Source organism: Ferruginibacter sp. (genome assembly GCF_049840995.1).
Classification (GTDB): Bacteria; Bacteroidota; Bacteroidia; order Chitinophagales; family Chitinophagaceae; genus Ferruginibacter.
The window spans coordinates 761,756-783,558 of the sequence record NZ_JASGIP010000003.1 but is presented as its reverse complement, the minus strand read 5'-3'; the positions used below and the strand labels follow the sequence as shown (position 1 = coordinate 783,558).

General features: G+C 42.4%; 21 protein-coding genes. 13 read left to right on the top strand and 8 right to left on the bottom strand.

Annotation, left to right across the window (positions count from 1 at the left end; translation table 11 throughout):
• Positions 1–9 precede the first annotated feature (9 nt).
• A complete protein-coding gene (gene lepB, locus QM738_RS05045) occupies positions 10–741 on the bottom strand; it encodes a signal peptidase I (protein WP_462275586.1) in 732 nt (243 codons plus the stop codon).
• Between the two features lie 68 nt (positions 742–809).
• Entirely contained in the window at positions 810–1,727 is a 918-nt protein-coding gene (locus QM738_RS05040) for a lytic transglycosylase domain-containing protein (RefSeq protein WP_462275585.1), read from the bottom strand.
• 137 nt (positions 1,728–1,864) lie between these two features.
• Here QM738_RS05040 and QM738_RS05035 point away from each other — a divergent pair, with 137 nt between their 5' ends.
• The 3 genes from QM738_RS05035 (at position 1,865) to QM738_RS05025 (ending at position 4,965) form a co-directional block, all read left to right on the top strand.
• Positions 1,865–3,811, top strand: a complete 1,947-nt coding sequence (locus QM738_RS05035; protein ID WP_462275584.1) for a M1 family aminopeptidase — start codon at positions 1,865–1,867, stop codon at positions 3,809–3,811.
• Positions 3,812–3,912: 101 nt separating this feature from the next.
• Positions 3,913–4,677 carry a glycoside hydrolase family 25 protein gene (locus QM738_RS05030; protein WP_462275583.1) on the top strand — a complete coding sequence of 255 codons (765 nt, stop codon included), beginning with the start codon at positions 3,913–3,915 and terminating at the stop codon, positions 4,675–4,677.
• Positions 4,678–4,788: 111 nt separating this feature from the next.
• Positions 4,789–4,965: a hypothetical protein gene (locus QM738_RS05025; protein WP_462275582.1), complete on the top strand. Its 177-nt coding sequence runs from the start codon at positions 4,789–4,791 to the stop codon at positions 4,963–4,965.
• Positions 4,966–4,969: 4 nt separating this feature from the next.
• On the opposite strand, the gene QM738_RS05020 is transcribed toward QM738_RS05025, so the two are convergent.
• Entirely contained in the window at positions 4,970–5,398 is a 429-nt protein-coding gene (locus tag QM738_RS05020; protein ID WP_462275581.1) for a YybH family protein, read from the bottom strand.
• Between the two features lie 81 nt (positions 5,399–5,479).
• Positions 5,480–5,869 (bottom strand): MerC domain-containing protein, encoded by a 390-nt coding sequence (locus QM738_RS05015; protein WP_462275580.1) that lies wholly within the window; start codon positions 5,867–5,869, stop codon positions 5,480–5,482.
• A gap of 132 nt (positions 5,870–6,001) precedes the next feature.
• Here QM738_RS05015 and QM738_RS05010 point away from each other — a divergent pair, with 132 nt between their 5' ends.
• The 5 genes from QM738_RS05010 (at position 6,002) to QM738_RS04990 (ending at position 12,570) form a co-directional block, all read left to right on the top strand.
• Complete coding sequence (locus QM738_RS05010; RefSeq protein ID WP_462275579.1) at positions 6,002–6,736, top strand: SCO family protein; 735 nt, start codon at positions 6,002–6,004, stop codon at positions 6,734–6,736.
• A gap of 46 nt (positions 6,737–6,782) precedes the next feature.
• Positions 6,783–7,265 (top strand): Fur family transcriptional regulator, encoded by a 483-nt coding sequence (locus tag QM738_RS05005; RefSeq protein ID WP_462275578.1) that lies wholly within the window; start codon positions 6,783–6,785, stop codon positions 7,263–7,265.
• A 203-nt stretch (positions 7,266–7,468) separates the two neighbouring features.
• Positions 7,469–8,872: a hypothetical protein gene (locus tag QM738_RS05000; RefSeq protein WP_462275577.1), complete on the top strand. Its 1,404-nt coding sequence runs from the start codon at positions 7,469–7,471 to the stop codon at positions 8,870–8,872.
• A 315-nt stretch (positions 8,873–9,187) separates the two neighbouring features.
• A complete protein-coding gene (locus tag QM738_RS04995; RefSeq protein ID WP_462275576.1) occupies positions 9,188–11,374 on the top strand; it encodes a T9SS type A sorting domain-containing protein in 2,187 nt (728 codons plus the stop codon).
• 101 nt (positions 11,375–11,475) lie between these two features.
• Entirely contained in the window at positions 11,476–12,570 is a 1,095-nt protein-coding gene (locus tag QM738_RS04990) for an acyltransferase family protein (protein ID WP_462275575.1), read from the top strand.
• On the opposite strand, the gene QM738_RS04985 is transcribed toward QM738_RS04990, so the two are convergent.
• Both QM738_RS04985 and QM738_RS04980 read right to left on the bottom strand, forming a co-directional pair.
• Entirely contained in the window at positions 12,571–14,289 is a 1,719-nt protein-coding gene (locus QM738_RS04985) for a M3 family oligoendopeptidase (protein WP_462275574.1), read from the bottom strand.
• A 138-nt stretch (positions 14,290–14,427) separates the two neighbouring features.
• Complete coding sequence (locus QM738_RS04980) at positions 14,428–14,928, bottom strand: DUF5606 family protein (protein ID WP_462275573.1); 501 nt, start codon at positions 14,926–14,928, stop codon at positions 14,428–14,430.
• A 319-nt stretch (positions 14,929–15,247) separates the two neighbouring features.
• Here QM738_RS04980 and QM738_RS04975 point away from each other — a divergent pair, with 319 nt between their 5' ends.
• From QM738_RS04975 to QM738_RS04955, 5 genes are read left to right on the top strand one after another with little or no spacing between them, the layout of a single operon-like run.
• On the top strand, positions 15,248–18,169 hold the full coding sequence (locus QM738_RS04975) for an outer membrane beta-barrel protein (protein WP_462275572.1): 2,922 nt from the start codon (positions 15,248–15,250) through the stop codon (positions 18,167–18,169).
• Positions 18,170–18,202: 33 nt separating this feature from the next.
• Positions 18,203–18,778, top strand: a complete 576-nt coding sequence (locus QM738_RS04970) for an RNA polymerase sigma factor (RefSeq protein ID WP_462275571.1) — start codon at positions 18,203–18,205, stop codon at positions 18,776–18,778.
• A gap of 4 nt (positions 18,779–18,782) precedes the next feature.
• Positions 18,783–19,121 carry a hypothetical protein gene (locus tag QM738_RS04965; RefSeq protein WP_462275570.1) on the top strand — a complete coding sequence of 113 codons (339 nt, stop codon included), beginning with the start codon at positions 18,783–18,785 and terminating at the stop codon, positions 19,119–19,121.
• Positions 19,122–19,625, top strand: a complete 504-nt coding sequence (locus tag QM738_RS04960) for a hypothetical protein (protein ID WP_462275569.1) — start codon at positions 19,122–19,124, stop codon at positions 19,623–19,625. It abuts the gene before it with no gap.
• A gap of 37 nt (positions 19,626–19,662) precedes the next feature.
• Complete coding sequence (locus tag QM738_RS04955) at positions 19,663–20,073, top strand: hypothetical protein (RefSeq protein ID WP_462275568.1); 411 nt, start codon at positions 19,663–19,665, stop codon at positions 20,071–20,073.
• 244 nt (positions 20,074–20,317) lie between these two features.
• On the opposite strand, the gene QM738_RS04950 is transcribed toward QM738_RS04955, so the two are convergent.
• The gene (locus tag QM738_RS04950) at positions 20,318–21,124 is read right to left on the bottom strand and encodes a hypothetical protein (RefSeq protein WP_462275567.1); all 807 of its coding nucleotides are present in this window, start codon (positions 21,122–21,124) and stop codon (positions 20,318–20,320) included.
• Complete coding sequence (locus tag QM738_RS04945; RefSeq protein ID WP_462275566.1) at positions 21,039–21,797, bottom strand: DUF2330 domain-containing protein; 759 nt, start codon at positions 21,795–21,797, stop codon at positions 21,039–21,041. Before QM738_RS04945 ends, QM738_RS04950 begins: the two co-directional genes overlap by 86 nt.
• Positions 21,798–21,803: the final 6 nt, after the last annotated feature.

Genomic DNA, 21,803 nt, shown 5'->3' with positions numbered 1-21,803 from the left:
GAATGCAACTTATTTGCTGAGCACCACTCCCTTAATATCTGCTTTTTTAATAAAGCCGGTATACCTGCTGTCCATTGCTGAATGCCTGTTATCGCCCAATACAAAATAGCAATCCTGGGGGATTATAAAAGGGCCAAAATTATCTGCGGTCCATCTCAAATTTTTGTCGAGCCACTTAAACGGACCGTCCGCAGAAATGCTGTCTTTATTCAGGTTGGGACTGAATTTAATTTTTGACTGGTACTTTTTTATCTGCGAGTTATCAAACCGGACGAATGCACTGTCTTTTAATATTCCGAAACCAGTATTTGCGTCCATCTCTTGAGGCATATCTTCTTCACCAATTAAAGCAAATGCTTCTTTTGTGATGATAAAATCATTTTTTACGTTCAGCTTTTCATCAACATTGATGTTATTCACAAAAAGTACTGCGTCTACCATCTTAATAGTATCGCCGGGCATACCACAAAGTCTGTGCATGTAACGACTGTTTTTTGTAGTACCAGATTGATACGCTATTGCCAATATCGAATCTTCGTAACTACTTGCAAAAACAACATAGTTCAGCAGGCGTGGAGTTTTTAAATTACTTATAAAAACATGGTCACCGATTTTGATAGTGGGTTCATTAGCGGATGTAGAGATTTTGTAACGTTGCAACATGCCGGTTACATTTGCTACAAACCAAAGCGCAATAATTGCGGTACAAACGGAAGCGACAATGTACCAGATTTTTTTCATTGTTAGTTTATTTATAAAAAAACCAGTACAAATGTACTGGCAAGTGAATATTTATAGCAGCGGCGATATTATTTATTATTTGCAGAAGCGCCCTCTTCCAGCTCCTCCGTCATATTTTCCTGTAATTTATTGGCCTTAACTACTACCGGTTTAAAACAAAGTGTGTTGCTTAAAAATTTTTCGTAGTTATTAAAGATCACATTCAACGCAATAAAATTCATCACGTAGCTCCTGGTCTCAGCAGGTAAGTAATTCTTTACATCCCAAAAGTCAGGATCATCCTTGCCGGTTTTTTTCATGGCTTCCCACACATTGCCTACACCGCAATTGTAACTGGCCACCACCAGCAGGTAATCATTGTCCAGGTTGCGGCAGCGGTCTTTTAAATAACGTGCAGCCAGGTAGGTGGACCGGTCGAAATTCTTTCTTTCATCTTTAATAATCACCGGTTTATATTTCTTATGCTCTTTTTTAGCAAGGGCCTTCGCCAGTTTCAGTTGACGCTTTTTTTCTGCAGCGCTTAAATGCGGCGCATATTTTAAACCATATTCCTTGGCTACTTCATCCATTATCTGCCAGTAACCCACCGCACCGGCTTTGGATACTGCATTGGCATTAAAGGCGCTTTCCAGGGCCAGTAACACTTTGAATTCGTTGGGAATATTGTGCTTGCCTAAAATAGCAGCAGCTTTTGGAAAGAATTTTTTGCCTTTATTATAAGTGCGGATCAAATATTCCCTCCTGTTGTTGGAAAATTTTTCAATATAATCGAGTGATTGTTCTTCGTTGCCACACAGCAGGTCGGGATATACCACGTTGGCATCTTTTATTGTAACAAGCGCTGCTTCTTTTTTGCCCAGTTTGGCCAACAGCTTTTTTTGAGTGCTGTCTTTTTTTACCTGTGCATGAGCAGGTAAAAAAGCAATGCTGGTGAATAAAATAGTAAAAGCTGTAAAGCTGCGAACGAAATGATTTCTTTTTGTCATAGCTGAAATATTTGCTGCCGGGTTACGTTAATAAAAAACAGGAATATTTTAAACGGGCAGACAATTTCTTTATTGCCCGTTCACAAAACTTTAGGAACTTTGTTAAATCCGTTTAACTATTAATTATACACTTATATATGCGTTTTATTACAATATTTATCTGCTGTATCATTCTGAAGGCTACTGCTCAAACACCTGCTGATAATTGCAAACAAATAAAAGATATTGCTCTTGCCGAGCAGTTGAACCATATAAGGTTGGAGCAACCAATTGATAACATCATTACTGCAGCATCGGGCTACGATGTAAAGTATTACCGCTGCGAATGGGAAGTAGATCCTGCAGTGCGTTATATCAACGGAAAAGTGACCATGTATTTCGTGCCATCCGATGCAGCCACATCTATCAATATGGACCTGATGAGCCCACTGGTAGTGGATAGCGTAAAACAAAGAAATACCAAACTGGTGGTGCAGCAGGCCAACAATGCGGTCACCATCAATTTTACCAATCCTCTCAACGCAGGTACACTGGATTCTGTAAGTGTTTATTACCAGGGGGTACCACCCACAACGGGCTTTGGTTCTTTTATACAGGATCAGCATGCAGGCGTTCCCGTTATGTGGAGCCTCAGCGAACCTTATGGCAGCCGCGACTGGTGGCCCTGTAAGAACTGGCTGGATGACAAAGCAGATTCTATCGATATTTTTATAACGGCACCGCAACAGTACAAAGCAGCTTCCAATGGTTTATTGCAAAGCGAAACATTGATTGCAGGTGGTACAAAAAAGATCACGCATTGGAAGCATCGTTATCCTATTGCCACTTATTTGATGTGTTTTGCGGTTACCAATTATTCAGTATTCAATAACACGGTGCAACTGGGCAGTGTTACATTGCCCATGCAAACTTTCTGCTATCCTGAAAACCTGGCTTCCTTCCAGGCAGGTACACAAAATGTGCTGGATGCTATGCAGCTGTACCATAAAACTTTTGGCGATTATCCTTTCATTAAAGAAAAATATGGCCATGTGCAATTTGGATGGGGCGGAGGTATGGAACACCAGACATCTACCTTTGTAATATCCATCAATGAAGGATTGATAGCGCACGAACTGGGCCACCAATGGTTTGGCGATAAAATTACCTGCGGCAGCTGGCGGGAAATATGGTTGAACGAAGGTTTTGCAACCTTCCTCGCCAGTTTTTATACAGAAAACAAATATCCTGCTCAAACGGCAACTAACCGTAAAAGCGAGATCGCCAGTATTACAGCCCAGCCCGGCGGCTCTGTATGGGTGGATGATACTACCAGTGTGAACAGGGTGTTCGATTACCGGCTTACTTATCTTAAAGGCTCTCATGTATTGTATATGCTGCGCTGGAAACTGGGTGATTCTGCATTTTTCCGTGCATTGCGGAATTACCAGAAAGACCCGAAAGTGATCTACAATTTTGCACATACCACCGACCTGCAAAGAAACCTGGAGGATGAAAGCAAGCAGGACCTTACACAATTCTTCAGCGACTGGTACAAGAACCAGGGCTACCCCAGTTACAATGTACAATGGAGTACGGTTGGTACCGGTTATGTAAAAGTAAAAATGAGCCAGACCACTTCGCATCCATCTGTAAGCTTTTTTGCATTGCCCGTAGCATTGAAATTTAAAAACAGCACGCAGGAAAAAACGATCGTGCTGGATAATAAGGTGAATGGCGAAGAATTTTTCAGTAATATTGGCTTTGTTGCTGATACCGTTTTAATTGATCCCGATTATTGGTTGATAACAAAGAATAATACCACCACCAAAGTATTTGATGTGGTTAACGGCAACAATATCGTACAGGTATTTCCCAACCCGGTAAAAGACCAGTTTTATATTTATCTCCGGAATTTTGCGGCGCAATCTTCTGCAAATATTAACCTGTTTAACTCCGTAGGTCAATTGATATATACGAGGAAGGTGGCACTGCCCGCTGGTTCGGAATACCTGGAGATCCCTTCTAAAAACTTAGCTGCCGGCGAGTATAACCTGCAGGTAATAGTGGGCGATTTTAAATACGTGAAAAAGCTGCTGAAATAAAACTGCTTTAAAACTATAATTTCTGTTAATCCCATTGCAGCAGCCTAAAACTATTTTCTTTATTGCACAACATTGCAGTACTTTGCTGCAACCAATTGAACGTGGCAAAAAAGAAGAAAACTGTTTTTAAAATACTTACTGTATCTGTAATCTACCTGGCAGCAGCTGCACTGGCTGTTTATTTAATTACCAATTATTTTAACCGCCCCCGCTTTGTGCGTTATCCTGCATTCGGCATTCCTGTTCCCGTAAACTATTCCATACATGGCATTGATGTAAGCCGCCACCAGGCCGCTATTGATTGGGAGGATGTAAGTAATATGCAGGATAAGAATATCAGGATAGGGTTTACATTCATTAAAGCCACCGAAGGGTTGAATGATGTTGATGCCGCTTACCGCCGCAACTGGTTCAAAGCAAAAGAAGCAGGCATACCCCGTGGCGCCTATCATTTTTTTATATCCAGCAAAAGCGGCAAAGCACAGGCCGAGAATTTTATTGAAACCGTTACGCTGGAAAAAGGTGATATGCCTCCTGTATTGGATATTGAAAGAACCAACGGGGCTTCCGTAACGGATATACAGCAGCGGGCCAAAGACTGGCTGGTGATGGTGGAGAAAAAATATAAAGTAAAGCCGGTGATCTATACCAACGTGGATTTTTACGAAAACTTTTTAGCAGGAAAATTTGATGATTATCCTTTGTGGGTGGCGCATTACCTGGTGCAGGACAAACCGAGGATAAAACGCAACTGGCTTTTCTGGCAATACAACGAAACGGGCCATGTGAACGGCATCGATGCCTTTGTAGACTTTAATGCCTTTAGCGGCGACAGCGCTGCATTTAAGCGCATCCTTATACAGTGATCCTTTTTCTCCTTATTAAAAGCCGCTACTTGTTTGCAGAATAATGTAATTTTATAGGCTGGCGCAATTATGGGAATCGAAAACGAAACAAAGGAATTTTTAATAAGGATCATGCAAACCATATCCCTGGTATTGCTGTGGATGATGGTCAATGTATTTATAGGATTTTATAAAGACTACGCTTTTTTTGAGCATCACCCCAACTGGACCAATTATCTTTTTTACTTTTTTTCGCTGGCCAGTTTAATAGTACTGGTAGTGCACCTCTGGCGCAAATGGAAGTTGTGAACCGTTAACTGCTGTGGTCCATCACGATCACCCATTTATTCTTGATCTTTTTAAATAATAAAGTAAAATAACCGGCGGCATCGCCCACGCTGCGGGTTAAATGCCATTTACCCACCACGGAAAAATATAATACCGATAAACGTTTTACTTCCAGGATATTAAAATCCAGTGTACCCATTACCGTTGTGTCCGGGTAGCCCTTTTTATAATTCTCCAGCGTTTTTTGCCAGCCATAGGTAATACCGCTTTTGCCAATAAACATCAGCGAATCGCTTTGCCAGTAAGTTTGCATAAAGCGATCAATATTGCCGGCATTCCAGGCGGCCCGCTGCTCTTCCAGCGATTGCCTTATCACTGTTTCATCTTTTGATTGTGCTGATGACAGCTGAGCAATAAAAATAAATGCAATGCCAAGAAAAAATATCTTTTTCATTATCCTGTTTTAATGCAACAAGATAATGAATTCTTTTACTGCCTGCAGTCTATAAAAGCCCCCTTCAGGGGGTTGGGGGGATTAGTGTTGATGATGCGGCGAGCTGCACTTACTACGGTGGCAATACCTGTAATTGTAATAATGTGCAGATACAATGAGTATAACAGCGGGAACTAAAAACCAATAATCGAGCTGGTGAAATAATTGCTTGAGTATGAGAAAAACAAAACCGATAGAAAAAACAATGATGGGAGTAAAAGAACGGTGGTGCACAAAATAGCCATGAAACAATGCATACGAACCCACTACAAAAGCCAGTGCGATCATACCCCATTCAAACAATTTATTGTCCACTATGTTGATACCAAACACCGGCAGGCTGGTAACGATCAGCGGCAGCAGGGCGCAATGAATAGCGCATGCTACGGAAGTAATGATACCCAGGGCGTCCCAGTTTAATTTGAATTTCATGTTGTGGGCGACAAAGATACGTATATTTGCAATAATGTTGCAATTTTTAAAAAAGATTCACAAAGCTTGAAATCAGGTGCTTATCTAAACTGCCCAAGGCATGCTTTGGCTTAAATTTGCGCAAATTATTTTATGAGTAAGAAGCTGCTGTTATACGTCGTTTTTTTTATAGTGCTGCTGGGCGGCTTTTACCTGTTGGTTTTTAATGATTATGATTTTTCTCATTCCACCCTGCCCATCAGGATCGATAATGTGGGGGATTTTTCCTTTATCAATCAAAATGGCAAAACCATCAGCCAGCGGGATGTGGAGGGCAAGGTATATGTGGCAGAATTCTTTTTTACCACCTGCAGGGGTATCTGCCCTAAAATGAACGCCAATATGCGCCGGGTGTATGAAGTATTTGCAGACGAGCCCAACTTTATGATACTCTCCCATACCTGTATGCCCGAAGTGGATTCTGTTCCGCTTTTAAAAGCCTATGAAGATAAAATGGTAAGGGGCAACCTGGTAAAAAATGCGGATGGCTCTTTTTCCATTGATTATGATACGCCCAATATCAAAAGGCCGCTGCTGAATAAGAACTGGAACTTTTTGACCGGCGATAAAACTTCCCTGTACAAAATGGCCCGGCAGGCTTATGGTATTGATAATGGTAAACCCGATAGTAACCAGTTGATAAAAGACCAGTTCATTCATACCCAGTTCTTTGCACTGGTGGATAAAGAAGGCAGGGTAAGAGGCGGTGTGTATGACGGACTGAAAAATGATGAGATAGAAAAACTGATCACCGATATTAAAGGCCTGCTGAAAGAAAAAGTAACTTCTAAAAGATTTATGAACGGCTTCAGCAGCAACCCTAATTAACGTGAGTCGTCAGTGGTGAGTGGTCAGTAGTGAGTGTGGGCTTGATATGGCAGGTTCTTTACTCACTACTGACCACTCACCACTCACGAGCTTTTCCGTACCTTTGCAATTCAATATGGACACCCTCCTCGACATATTAAAAAAGAATCACCTGAGCGTTACCGACGGGCGCAAAAAGATACTGGAACTGTTTTTAAGCAGTCCCGGTGCATTGGCGCATGCCGATATTGAAAAAAGCACCGGCGAAAGCTTTGACCGTGTGACCGTGTACCGCACCCTGCAGACCTTTGTTGATAAGGGCATTATTCATAATATTCCCACTACTGATAACTCTATTTTGTATGCACTGTGCAGGCAGGATTGCCAGGCCGGCCATCACCACGATAACCATGTGCATTTTATCTGCGACGCCTGCAACAAGACCATCTGCCTGGATGATGTGACCATACCGGAAGTAAGATTGCCCATAGGATTTACACCCAAACACGCTGAAATGGTGGTGAACGGCATCTGCTCCGATTGCAAATAAGTTTTTTTTAAAATATACTCTGCGGTTATCCACTTTACACAGGGGAAAAGCTGTTTACAATTGCACCCGTTTTTTTACGGGCACAATGGCGAATGGTTTTATCTTAGCCGAAACAATAACTACTGCCTTATTACTAATTCCGCACCCGTCTTAACTGCCCATGCCCCAACCGCAATACTTTACTGAATCAAACTATTACACCAATGTTATGTAAAAAAATACTGGTACTTGTTGTGTTATGTGCCAGCATCAGCGCAAAGGCGCAGAACATAAAAAACCAGGCTACTTTCCGCACACTTAAAACCGCCACCTCATTACTGGAAGCACAGCAATTTGAAGCGGCCGAAGAATTCTTTAAAAAAGGATTGGAAAAAGCTACCATAGAAAAAGATTTTTACTGCCTGGCTTTTGCCAATGAAGGATTGGGTAATTATTATTCCAAAACGGACCAGACCGATTCGGCAGTGGTGCATTATAAAAAAGCGATCGCTATTTACCGTAGCCTTGGTTTTAAAGTAATAGCCAACGTGGTGGAGAATCTTTTAAAAAGTGTGCAGGGCATTGGCGACCTGTATGCCGGTATTGAAGTAGGTGCAAAGGGTATCAAGCTAAGTGTGATAGAGGTTACTTTAAATAAAGACCGCCAGTATGATTATACTTTAAAACTGGATACCGCCATCAATACCGATGCTGCATCTTTATCTTATCAAAGCGAAAAAGAAAGCCGTGATGCGATTGCAAAATTAATGGAGATCGTTGCTGATCGTTATAAAGTAACGAGCAAGCGTACTTATATTGTTATCAGCAGCGGGTTAAAGCAGGAGCTGGACAAATACGAAAAGGTGGATTATTTTGCCAACGTGATACGACCAAAGAATATTGATACTGCCATTCACATCATGTATGTAACGCCGGAGCAGGAATCGGAACTGAGCTTTACCGGCATTGTACCGCAAAAAGGCAGGTACATCAACAACCAGCTGGATATAGGAAGCGGTAATACCAAGGGTGGCTATTTTTCGAGAGAGAAAAAATTTGTGCCGGTCACCTTTTCTTTGGGCACCAAATCATTTCAGCGTTTGGTGGAATCAAAAGCACAGGGCAATTTGGAAACCTTTTCAAAAGCTGCTGAACAACTGGTAAAAGACAGCCTTAATAAAGTACTGATAGATGAGCTGGTGAGCAAACCCGATTTTAAATCGAGGGATGTGGTGTACCTGTCCGGTGGTATTGTATGGTCCATTGCTTCGCTGCTGCATCCTAAAAGCAGCGCCATTAATAATTACACGGAGTTAAGCAGCGGTGATATTGAAGAGTTCCGCCAGCGCATCTATACCGATTATAAATCGCTGACACAACCGGATCTTTCTTTTATACAGAATGCGGATGAAGCAACTGCAACGCAAAAGAACATTACCCGTGTGGTGAACACCTACGATCAGAAAGCATTACTGGCAGGTGCTATATGGCTGGATGAACTGGTAAAACAGATCAATACCATCAACCCCGGTAAAAAATTCATTTTTCCCAAATATGCTTATGTTGGTTGGATAAGCGGCTATATCATTAAAAAAGTGAACCAGCAATTCCTGGGCCTGGCGAGGTAATAAAAGATCGGTGTTGATACATTGATCGGTGCTGACTTTAAACGACTTAGCGCATATGGCATGCCGTAAATGCCTGCCCGAAAATGCGCTTTATAAAAAACTCATCTTAAAAAAAGATGAGTTTTTATTTGCATTTAACAGTAAAATTACTATCTTTGAATCCTGAAACCAAGCACCCTTTTGTCCGACCCATTTTCCTGTGCTATAAATACCACCTCCCAATTTAAGAAATAACGCACTATCAGTATCCTGGTAAAAATTACCTGATTCCTCTATTCCTGTGTTTAATTTTTTGCACACCTAAAACACAAGAAAATGTCTAAAAATTTTACGCTCGGAGCGCTAGCTCTGCTTGTATCATTGCTTGCACAAATGCCAATGAATTTACAGGCACAAAATTCCATCAACAGTTACACACAGGTTTATTCTGCCAACCTTAAAGGCGGTACTGCTGTATTGGGTAACACCAGTATGCATATTGTAAACAGTTCCGGAGTTGTACGTACCAGCCGGATGAATGAAATATCCGATCCTTTAAACGGACAAGGCGGTGTGGGCTACACGCAGTATGGTAACGATGACGATAACATGCAGTTTGCTGATATCGACGGTGTATCCAGTACAAAGAACTCTACATCTGCAGATCTTATTCTGCCTGCAGGTACCAACACTATTAAATATGCCAGGTTGTATTGGGGCGGCCGTATCCTTAACTCGGCAATTACAAGTGTACCGGATACTTTGCGTAAAGTAAAGATCAGGAAAGGTACAGGGGGTTATTCCAATGTATTGGCCGCAGCAACCAGTGTAGACCAGTTTGCGATCGCCGGTACTTCCGAAACAGTATACCAGGCTTATTCAGATATCACAGCTTTTGTACAGTCTAATGGCGCCGGCACTTTTACAGTAGCCGATGTACCTGCCACTCCGGGCTCTACTTCCAATGGCGGAAGGTTTGCCGGATGGAGCATTGTAGTGGCTTACGAAAACCCTGCATCAGCGCTGAACAGTGTGCGCATCTATCATGGTTACTACCAGGTGTTCACAGCCAGCAGTGGTCCTGCATCTGTTTCTGTTACTTTGAACGATCTGAATGTTCCTAATAACTCACTTTCTGCAGGCGATGCAGTAATGAGTGTAATGGGTTGGGAAGGTGATGGTAACCTGGGAGCTACCAATTCGAACCCTGATGGTGATTTTGTGAAAGTGAATAATGTAGTGGTATCGAATGCAGCCAACCTGGGTACTAATTTCTGGAACGGAAGCATCAGCAATAACGGCGCTTATGTTACTACCAAAAATCCCAGCTATTCCAACCAGATGGGTATTGATATTGACCAGGTAAATGTTGGAACCGGTTATGGTATATCGCCTAATGCCAATTCCGTAACACTTACGTTTGGTACAGAAGCCGATCAATATTTTCCCAGCTATTTCGCATTTACATTAAGGGTAAAAGATCCGCTGGTAACGATCAATAAAACGGTGAGTGATGCCAATAACAGCGGCGTGCTGGAATCGAACGAAATACTTACTTATACACTAACGGGAACGAATGTGGGACCTGGTGAAGCGCACAATGTATACGTGGTGGATTCATTGCCACTGAATGTATCGTATGTTGCTAATTCCATGCAGGTGGTGAATGCCATCGGCGCCACATTGGGTATACAGACCGATGCGGTTGACCTGCTCGATAAATCTTTTAAAGCGGTAACAGCTGCCGGAAGAGAATATGTAAAATTCTATTTAGGTACCGGGGCCACCAATAGTTTAGGCGGTATTATGGCAGTGGGCCAAACTTATACGGTTAAGTTCAAAGCCATAGCACAGGTAATACCGGGTAGTGTAAGCAATACAGCTACCTCTTATGCCTACTCGGTTGCAGGAGACCTTTTTACAGATATGAGTACAGCTGTGATAGGCCCTGTGGGTTCGCCACTGGCAGTGAAAATGGTATCGTTCAATGCAACACTGAATAATAACAGTTCATTGCTTACATGGGTCACAGAATCGGAATTGAACAACGACCGCTTTGAAGTGGAGAGAAGTGAAGATGGGGTACATTTTACCACTATCGGCACTGTAAAAGGTAATGGTACTTCATCAGTAACGCATACTTATAATTATACCGATAATTTAACACCGGGTGCAAACATTGTATACTACCGTTTGAAAGTGATCGACATCAACGATAAATCAAGCTATTCAAAAATAGTGTTGGTGAAGCTGAATGGGGCCTTTAGTGCTGATAATATCAGCGTATACCCCAATCCGTTTGTAAGCGATGTAAAAGTATTTATCAAGAGTACCAAACAGGTTACAGCACTGTTTAAGATATTATCAGTAACGGGTGCAGAACTTTCAGTAAAGAAAGTAGCGATTGAAACAGGCAGTAACGTAGTGGTTTTAAAAGATGTTGCGAACCTGCCTAAAGGCACTTATGTAATTGAAGTACAATACGAGAACGAAAAGTTCAGTAAGACCATTCTTAAAAACTAAGTAATAACACAAGTGGTTTGTAAAGGGATGGCGGTTGATTTATCAGCCCCCATCCCTTTTATTGTAAAAGCAGTAATTTCATTGACTCTTATTCTTTTTAAATGGGCTTTCTTTCTTCTATAAAAATTGGCAACGAACGTTACCCGCCGCTTACGGGTATACGGGCAATGGGGGCTGCGGCGGTTTTTTTTGTGCATCTTCCTTTTTACCTGGGCCGCACAGTGGTGATTGACGTGATGGCATTGTTTTTTGTGTTGAGCGGCTTTCTTATTTTTTACCTGTACTACGAAAATGAAAAAGTGCAGCAATGGAAACTGCGCCAATATTTCGTCAATCGCTTTGCACGCATTTATCCTGTTTATTTTTTACTGGTAACGATTGCCATACTGCTGCGCCACGATTTCAGGCCCTTATTTCTTTTTAAGAATTATACATTAACGCACGCTTTTTTCAGGAACCTTGCCGACAGGGCCATACAACCCAGCTGGTCCATTACCGTGGAAGAGTGTTTTTACCTGCTGGCGCCACTTATTATGTGGGTGATAAAACGCTTTAATTTTTTTGCTGCACTACTGGGCGGTTTTGTAATGCTGGCAATTGCACTATTCATTTCCACATTGCCCACGAGTTTTTTACATACTTACCAGTTTGTATTTTCGGTTACTTTCTTCGGACATTTTTTTGAATTCTTTTGCGGTATCTTTTTAGCGCTGTGTGTATTGAAAAAAGAAAAGAAAGGCAGTGTTGCTTTAAGCGGGATGAAGTATACTTTACTGGGAACTACGGGCATTTTAATGACCACCGCTGTGTTTTTTATCAGCAATAATATGAATGATCCGAAACAGGCAACTGAATTTTACCTCGTCAATAATTTTATACTGCCCATACCTGTTGCGATATTATATTATGGATTGATATGCGAAAAAAGTTTTTTAGCAAAATTCCTTTCCTTAAAGTGGATGGGTTTGCTGGGGCGTACTTCCTATGCTTTTTACCTGGTACATACCATGGTGATAGAAGCAGTTGCCACACCTTTTATAGCGCCTTATTTTCAAGGTCATCATAACCTGTATGTGATAGTGGTTTTTATACTTACGCAGGGAATAGCACTTGCTATCTACACATTATACGAAGAGCCGGTCAACAAATGGATACGTAAAAGCTTTTCTCAAAAAAATATGCCTGCCAAAAACTGATCAGGCTATTTTATCCATTTCTGCTTTTACAAATTCCATCAGCACTTTTATTTTATCAGGACTGAAATCGAATTTTAAACCTGCTGTTTCAAAAAGCTGTGGTAAGGTTTTAGTGCCGCCCAGGCTTAATGCGTTGCAGTAATTATCCAATGCCTGTGCAGGATCTTGTTTGTACTGCATCCACATGCCGATAGCGCCTAATTGAGCAATGCCGTATTCGATATAATAAAAAGGCACTTCAAATAAATGCAGCTGGCGCTGCCATGCGTTGCTGCGGTAAGCTTCCAGCCCGCTGTAATCGATCACATCATCCTGGAACTCTTTTAATATCTCATTCCATTTTGCGGTGCGTTGTTCGTTGGTATGTGTGGGATTTTCATATACCCAGTGCTGAAATTTATCGATGATGGCGATCCACGGAAATATAGTGATCACCCTTTCCAACTGGTGTTCTTTTGCCCTTTGCAGGTCGGCGTCATTATCAAAAAACGTGGTCCACTCATCCATGCTGAACAGTTCCATGCTCATGCTGGCCACTTCTGCAATTTCCATCGGGTATTCTTTAAAACCGCTCAGCTCCAGCGGGTGCGCCAGGAAGGAGTGAATGGCATGACCACCTTCGTGCACCATCGTGGTTACATCGTGCATTTGCCCGGCGGCATTCATAAAGATGAACGGGGCGCCGCTTTCCGCTAATGGGCAATTATATCCCCCGGGCGCCTTGCCTTTACGGCTTTCCAGGTCCAGGTGTTGCAGTTCCTGCATTTTTTTAAGGCAGTCGCCAAAAAAGGGGCGCAGCCTGTTAAAACATTCAATGGATTTGCTGATCAGTTCCTCACTTGTTTTAAAAGGATGCAGGGGTTGTGTGCCTTGCGGTTCTGCATCTATATCCCAGGGCCTTAAAGTATCGAGGCCCAACTTTGCTTTTTTCTTTTGGTAAATGATGTTTACCAGTGGTAATACATGCTGCTTTACCGCATCATGAAACTGGTAACAATCTTCCTTGGTATAATCAAAGCGGCCCAGTTCTTTAAAGCGGAAGTCGCGGTAATTTGCAAAACCCGCATTCAACGCTTCCTGGTTTCTTTTTGCGATCAATTGGTTGTATAGGTCATTCAATGTTGCCGTATCCTGCAATCTTCTGTCCTGTATCTTACGGTACACTTCTTCACGTTTACTCCTGTCGTGGCTTTCTAAAAATTTAGCAGCCTGCTGCAGCGTGTACTCCTTACCGTCAACTGTCACCGTCATTTTACCGGTGGTTACACCATATTGCTGTTGCAGCACGGCCAGTTCGGCCTGCAATGGAATATTTTCTTCTTTAAATAATTCAATGCTCTTTTTTACACTGCGCAGGTAAGTAAAATATTTTGCTGCATCCAGTTCGCTTGTCAACGGATGTGCCACCAGTTTTTTATTCAGCGCATCTGCATAAGGCTGGATCTTCGGTTGAATTTCCATGAAGAAGAAATTAAAAGCTTCTTCCAGCGCTTTATTCTCCGTATCACAGGTCATGCGTATCTGCCGCCAGCAGGCATCTTCATTTACCATTGCTTCCAGCTCGCTCTGGTCTTTAAGCCATTGCTCCAGGTCGGCCCTGCTGTCGATATTCCTGTCCAGCAGGTTCTTAAAAAAAGGTTCCAGGCTGCTCCAGTCGGTAACAGTAAAATTTGCAGGAACAAAATGACGGGGTAGTTTTTTAATATCGGCGGTGTACATGAGCGTGAGTTGTGAATCGTGAGTGGTGAGACGTGAGTCGTGAGTTGGGGTATCTTAAAATCCTGTTGTGGCTTTAAAATCACAACAGGATTTTGTATTTTCTAATTCGTGTAATTAGTGCAATTCGCCTAATTCGTGTTACGCCATTTTACGCGGCGCATTGATTTTTTTAGCAGGTGCATTTTTTACTGCGGCCGCTTTTTGTTCGGTTGGTTTTGCTTTGGCAACAGCAGCTTCTGTTTCTTCTGCCGGTAATTCGCTCAGTTTTATTTCTACGTTATTTTTTACCAGTGCTTCAAACCATTTTACCATTTTTTTCATGTCGCTGGCGTATACCCTGCTGAAATCCATATCGGGATATACTTTTTCGAAATAGGCTTTTACCTTTTTAGCATCACCTGCATCCGGCAGTTTTTCTGTGCTGGCTTTCATGGCCAGGAATATTTCCGACAGGTTAACATTATCCTTTACTGTAAACACTTCAATACTTTCCAGGTGCGAAAAATTGTGAATGCGGCTGCTTACAAATTTGGTGGTATTATCTTCTAAGGAACGTACTACTGCACCATCTGCTTTTGAAGATACCAGTTCGAACAAGCCACTTAGCCCGGTTACGGAAGCTAATTTATTATACTCCATACTTACAAAATTTTAGGGCTGCAAGTTAACTGTAAAAATGCAAAAAGCAAGGGAGGAGGGGAATAGTCTCAAGGGAAAGAGGGGAGAAGCTTCAAGGGATAAGCAAAAATAATTTTGACAGGTTATATCCCTTGCAGCTCCCCTTGTGGCTTCTCCCCTTGCGGCTATTCCCTGGTAGTTTCTCGCCTTGCCGCTGCTCCCCTTGCGGCTATTCCCTTGTAGCTTCTCCCTTTGTTTTTAAAACAGGCCTGCCATTTGTAGCGGTAAAATAAAACAAATCGCCGCGACAGTTTTTTCCTGCCGTGTCGTCTAAAGTAATATGCAAACGAAATCTAAAGTAACAAGAGTATTGGTAGCGCTGGTTTTAGGGCTCCTTTCCATGAGTGCCTACAGCCAGGGTGTGAGCCTGAAAGGTAAACTGGCAGATAAAGCAGATAACAGCCCCATTGCAGGCGCCGTAATTGAACTTACCCTTCAGAAAGACAGTTCCCAAAAAAAGACGGTAGTAACAGATACTAAAGGAAATTTTGAGTTTACCAGCTTAGAACCAGGCAATTATGTAGTAAAGATCGCCTCCAGCGGGTACGAAAAAATAGAACAGAAGATCAACCTGCAGGCCAGCAATAAAACGCCTATCCCTTTTACGGTAACCAAACTGGCTACTGAACTGGAAGGGGTGGTGATTGTGAGCAAGGCGCCGCCGGTAAAGCAAAAAGGCGATACTTCTGAGTTCAGCGCCAGCCAGTTCAAGGTAAATCCCGATGCTACGGCTGAGGATATGATCAAAAAACTGCCGGGCCTTACCGTTGCAAAGGATGGTACCGTTACCGCTATGGGCGAACAGGTGAAAAAAGTGACCGTGGATGGCCGCGACTTTTTTGGTGATGATGCTACGGCAGCTTTAAAGAACCTGCCTGCCGAAGTGATCGATAAGATACAGGTATTTGACAGGCTGAGCGACCAGGCGCAGTTGACGGGATTTGACGACGGGAACTCCATAAAAACGGTCAATATCGTCACGAAATCGGGGATACGGAATGGCCAGTTCGGGCGTATTTATGCCGGTGCCGGTACCGACAGCCGTTACCAGGCGGGTGGTAACGTGAGCTTTTTTAAAGGCGACAGGCGCCTTTCGCTGGTGGGCAACTTTAATAATATCAACCTGCAGAACTTTTCTACGCAGGACCTGCTGGGTGTGACCAGTGGTGGTGGCGGTGGTGGTTTTGGTGGCGGCCGCGGCGGTGGTGGTGGCGGAAGAGGCGGCGGCGGTGGTGGCGGCTTTGGCGGCCAGGATAATTTCAATGTAGGCCAGTCGAGCGGTATCAGTAAAACAAATTCTTTCGGACTGAACTTTAGTAATGTTTACAATAAAAAATTGACCTTAACCGGCAGCTATTTTTTCAATAACAGTACGAACACTAATTCCAGCATCAGTAATTCGGCTACCGTAACGGGCGACAGCATATTGCATACTATTCAAAACAGTAACTCCAGGTCTACCAATACCAACAACCGCATCAATCTGCGTTTGGAGTACAAGATAGATTCGGCGAATTCATTATTCATTATACCCAGTCTTAGCTTCCAGAAGAACAATTCTTCTTCTTACAGCAATACACAAAGTTTTTATAACCTGAATGATTCCACCAACTCATCCAATGGCTTCAACAGCGCTGATAAAAACGGCTATAACTTAAGGAACAATATTTTATTCCGTCACTCTTTTGCAAAGAGAGGACGCACTATTTCGTTTGGGTTTAATACCGCCTGGACAAAAAATGACGGCACTGGTATCAATGATATCAACTACCTTATTTACAAACAGGGATCGGCTACCAGTTCTGCCACCAATAACTATTCCGATAACAGCACTACCGGAACCACCATTGGCGGAAATGTCGCATATACGGAACCGATAGGTAAAAAAGGACAGTTGCAAATTGATTACACCCCATCTGTTCAAAAGAATAAAGCAGATCAGCAGGTTTTCAGGTACGATGGTAAAGTGTACAGTTTGTTCGATACATCAAAATCTAACCGTTTTGATAACACGATCACAACAAATAATGTAGGTGTTAATTACAGGCTGGGAAGAAGCAGGGATGAACAACTTTCTTTTGGTGTGAATTTCCAGGCTTCTAAACTGGAAAGCCAGCGCACCTTCCCTACTGTTTCAACAGTTAATCAAACGTTCAGTAATATTCTGCCCAATTTAATGTGGCGTAAAAAATTGTCTAATGTTAGTAACATCAGGGTGTTCTACAGGGCTTCTGTTAACTTCCCTTCGATAAATCAATTGCAGGATGTGGTAAACCCAAGCGATTCATTGAACATCAGCAGTGGTAATCCTGATCTGAAACAATCTTATACGCACTTTTTAACAGGCCGTTATTCTTATACCAATTCAAAAACAAGCACCAGTTTTTTTGCGAATATATTATTGCAGACAGCCAACGATTATATAGCCAACGCTATCTATATCCCCAATACTGATACTGTAATTCAAAATACAAAACTGCCGGCGCACGGTCAGTATACCAAGCCGGTGAACCTGGATGGTTATAAGAGCCTGCGTACATTCTTTACCTATAGCATGCCATTGAAATTCATTAAAACAACCCTGAATGTTAATGCAGGATTCAGCTATGGCAAAACACCAGGCCTGGTAAATTATCTTGCAACCACCACTAATACATATACCTATAATACAGGAGTGGTATTTGCGAGCAACATCAGCGAATTTGTGGATTTCAATATATCGTACAGCGCTAATTTTAATAATTCAAAAACAAGCGGCAGCAATACCAATTCCACCAACAACTATGTTAACCAGGTGGCAGGCGCACAGGTTAACCTGTTAAGTAAGAAAGGCTGGTTCATACAAAATGATGTTACAGGAAATTCATACACCGGTTTATCCGGTGGCCTTAACCAGAGTTTCTGGTTATGGAATGCTGCGATAGGTAAAAAGATATTGAAGAAACAGGCGGGTGAAATTAAATTGTCAGTATTCGACCTGTTGAAACAAAATCAAAGTATATCAAGAACAGTAAATGGTCCTCAAACAATTGATACGCAAACACAGGTATTACAACAATACTTTATGCTGACCTTTACCTACAAACTGAAGAATTTTGGTGTAGCGGCCACAAGGCAGGGCGGCGGCGGATTTGGCGGTGGACGCAATGGTGGTGGCGGTGGATTTGGTGGACCAGGTGGCCCTCCCGGCGGCAACTTTTAAGTAACTTTAGAGCGGATATAAAAATGAATTGTTTTGAACCAACCGGAATTAATCGCACAACTGCAGCAGGGTGACGGGCAGGCTTTTAAGAAGCTGGTGGATGAGTGGCAGGATATGGTTTATAATACGGCACTAAGTATTGTGCAGCACGAAGATGATGCCGATGATATTACCCAGGATGTTTTTATACAGGTATACCAATCGGTGAGTTCTTTTAAAGGGGAGTCAAAATTTTCAACCTGGTTATACCGCATCGTGGTATCCAAATCGCTGGATCATTTAAAAAAGAAAAAGCGGAAGAAGCGGTTTGCATTTGTACAGAGTTTATTTGGCAGTGCGAGTGAAGAGGAGATACACCCGGAAGAATTCAATCATCCCGGTGTGTTGATGGAGAACAGGGAAAGGGCGGCGGAATTGTTTAAAGCCATGCAGCAGTTGCCCGATAACCAGCGCATTGCTTTTACATTGCATAAATTAGAATCGCAGAAGCACCAGGATATTGCAGCTATTATGAACCTTTCCTTAACAGCCGTGGAATCGCTGATAGCGAGGGCAAAAGGCAACCTGCGAAAAATATTGGAAACGTACTATACTAAAAATAATTTTTAATACTATGAAGCAAGAGGATATCAACAGGTTAACCGAAGAGGCGATGAACAGCCTTGATGGTGCCGGCAGGGCAAGTGCAAAGCCTTACCTGCTTACGAGGATCAATGCAAAGATGCAGCGGGAAAAAGATACTGCCTGGGACAGAACATTAAAATTCATCAGCAGGCCGGCAGTGGCATTGGCAGGGCTTTGTTTTGTGATAGCAGTGAATGCGATGGTGGCTACATATAATTATCCATCAGGCACTGTAACCGCGGCATCCGACGAAAGCTATGCATCGCTGGATGAATACAGCAGTTCTGCAACCGTATTAAACGATATTGAAAATATTGAACAACCATAAATGAGTACACAAACAAAAAGTAAACTATACCTTTTAATAATCGGCATATTGCTGGTTACTAATATCGTGATGCTTTTTATTTTTTTGAAAGACGGCAGGCATGATAGTAAGCCCAAGCCTCCACGCAATAATAATGACCGGACAGCGATGATGCGGAATTTTTTGAAGGGTGAAATTGGTTTTGATACCGTGCAGTTGCAGCAATATGATACTTTAAGTAAACAATTTAAAGAAAGGTCCAGGCCGGATTATGATTCTTTAAGAAATGTAAAAGAACAACAGTTCAAAGAACTGGGCGCACAATCTTTCAGTGACTCTGCTATTGAACAAATGGCCATTGCATCGGGCGATAAACAAAAACAAATGGAAGCACGCCTGCTGAATCATTTTGCCAATATCAGGAAGATATGCAGGCAGGATCAACTGATAAAATTCGATACTTCATTTTATAAAATGTGGAGCCGAAAGAAAAAGCCGGAAGAAAAGAAGGACGACAAAAAGTAAACATTTTTTATTCACACAAAAAATAAATAAAAACACAATGAAAAAACAAATCTTAGCAGCAGCGGTTGCAGCTTTCTTCAGTGTAACTGTAGCCAATGCACAGGGTGGTGGAAATTTTCAACGCAGAACACCCGAAGAAAGAGTAAAAGTTGTTCATGACAAATTAGACAGCGCCTTTAAACTGGATGCTGCTAAACTGAAACAGGCAGACGACATCTTTTTGACTTTCTATAAAGACCAGGATAAAAAAATGGAAGAATTAAGAGCGGGTGGCGGACAGATGGACAGGGATGCTATGATGGCTGCAAGGCAAAAGCTGACCGAAGAAAGGGATACTAAATTAAAAGCTGTGCTGACTGAAGCACAAATGAAAACCTGGAAAGATGAAATTGAACCGTCTATGAGGCCGCAGAGAGGCAACCGTGGTGGTGGCGGTGGAGGAAACTAGTAATTTGGGTGAATATGAATAGCAAGGGCTCCGCTTTTTTAGGCGGGGCTTCTTTTTTTGGGCCCGCAGATTACGCGGAAGGCGCAGAGAATAATTAAGGAAATTCACTTTTTGATATTAAAGCTATATGAATATCGATAAACTCATCTGCGTACTTTGCGCTATCTGCGGGAAAACAAAAGCACCCCCGTAGAAACGGAAGTGCTTTGAAACCAAACTGTATAGCCAACTAACGGTAATTATTTTATACGATCCCTTTCCACCTCATTATCCCGGCGCCGCCCAATAATACAGCGCTGATCAATATCATGCCGGCGGGTAAAGATTTATCCCGGTCGGTTTCGCTTTTGATCTGTGGTATCAGCGTTGCATATTGCGCTTCTTTATCGGAAGTTTCTTCGTTTGATGCAGTGGCATCATCCTGCCAGTTATTCATATTGGTGCCGGTCAATGCAGTTAATTCCTGCAATTCTTTTTTTCTTCTCTGCTTCAGGTCCTGCAGGTATTTTTTTCCGGCATCACAACTCAGGTCGCCGGTGGCAGGATGCGTGATGATATACCTTGCCTGGAAGGTTTCGGTATTGGGAGTGACCTGGAACATCAGGTCCTGCGCAAACGAACGCCTGTTATACCGGAAATGCAATCTTGTAAAATGCACATTCTTGCTGACATTATCCTGTTCATCATTGTCTACATCGCTGTAATCGCTCCAGTCCTTGCCGTTCAGCCACCATACACCGCTTTGTACCAGGTCCTGCTGGCTGGGTGCTGTGGCAATGCAGGGGTCGCAGTGATAAAAATTCTGCGGACTTACATCCCATGCGTATTCTAAAAATGCCACGCTCTTATCTTCATTATTCCATTGATGATTGAATAGATTATTATAGAAGGCACCAAAATTTTTCTGTACAAACAGTGGAACATTTTTATCCGTAGCAATATTTACATTGCGGTAATTGGTGCATTCAATCCTTCCCTTGCGGGTAAAGGCATACACCACCAGGTCCTGGTCGCCATCGCTGTTGGCCATACCCAATCGTATCGGCAACATGAACTTGGGAGAGTTGAAACTGATTCTGTATCGGCCGCAGGAAATTATTGTTCAGCTTTGCTTTTTCTTTTTCATTCACTTTTACCACAAAAAATTTCAGGTTGCTTTTGATATAAGGATCCAGCACTTCTTCTGCATTGGCAGGAATTTTATAACCATTATCGTTCAACCAGTCTTTTAAACCACTGCTTTCTTTAGCGCTTAATATCAGGATATCATATTCACCCACGATGTATTGCGCTTCTATTTTTACTGCATCTTTTCTTTTGATGGCGCCGTAGCCTGTTACCACTGTTTCGCTTAAAGCCTTGTTGGCCATCGGCATCATTTTGTCATCTTCTTTATAGCCATAGCAAGGGTTCTGGTCCCAGTATTCCACCAGCCTGGGCGAACTGTAATCGTTCAGCCGTTGAAAGATAGATTGGTCCACCACTTTCACATCTTCCTTTCTTAGTACAACCGGTACCGGTACCACCATGGCAAAATCTTTGGTATCACCTTTAAAATCATTGTACATGGTGATCACATTCCTGTTGCCATCCCTTACCAGTATCACCTGGCTGGTCTTGTTCTTTAAAGTGCCGTCTGCTTTGCTTACATAAAAGCCACAGAAGGACATTACCATTGGCGCCGCAGCGATCACTGCGCCAATGATCAAAAGTTTCTTTTTCATAAAGTT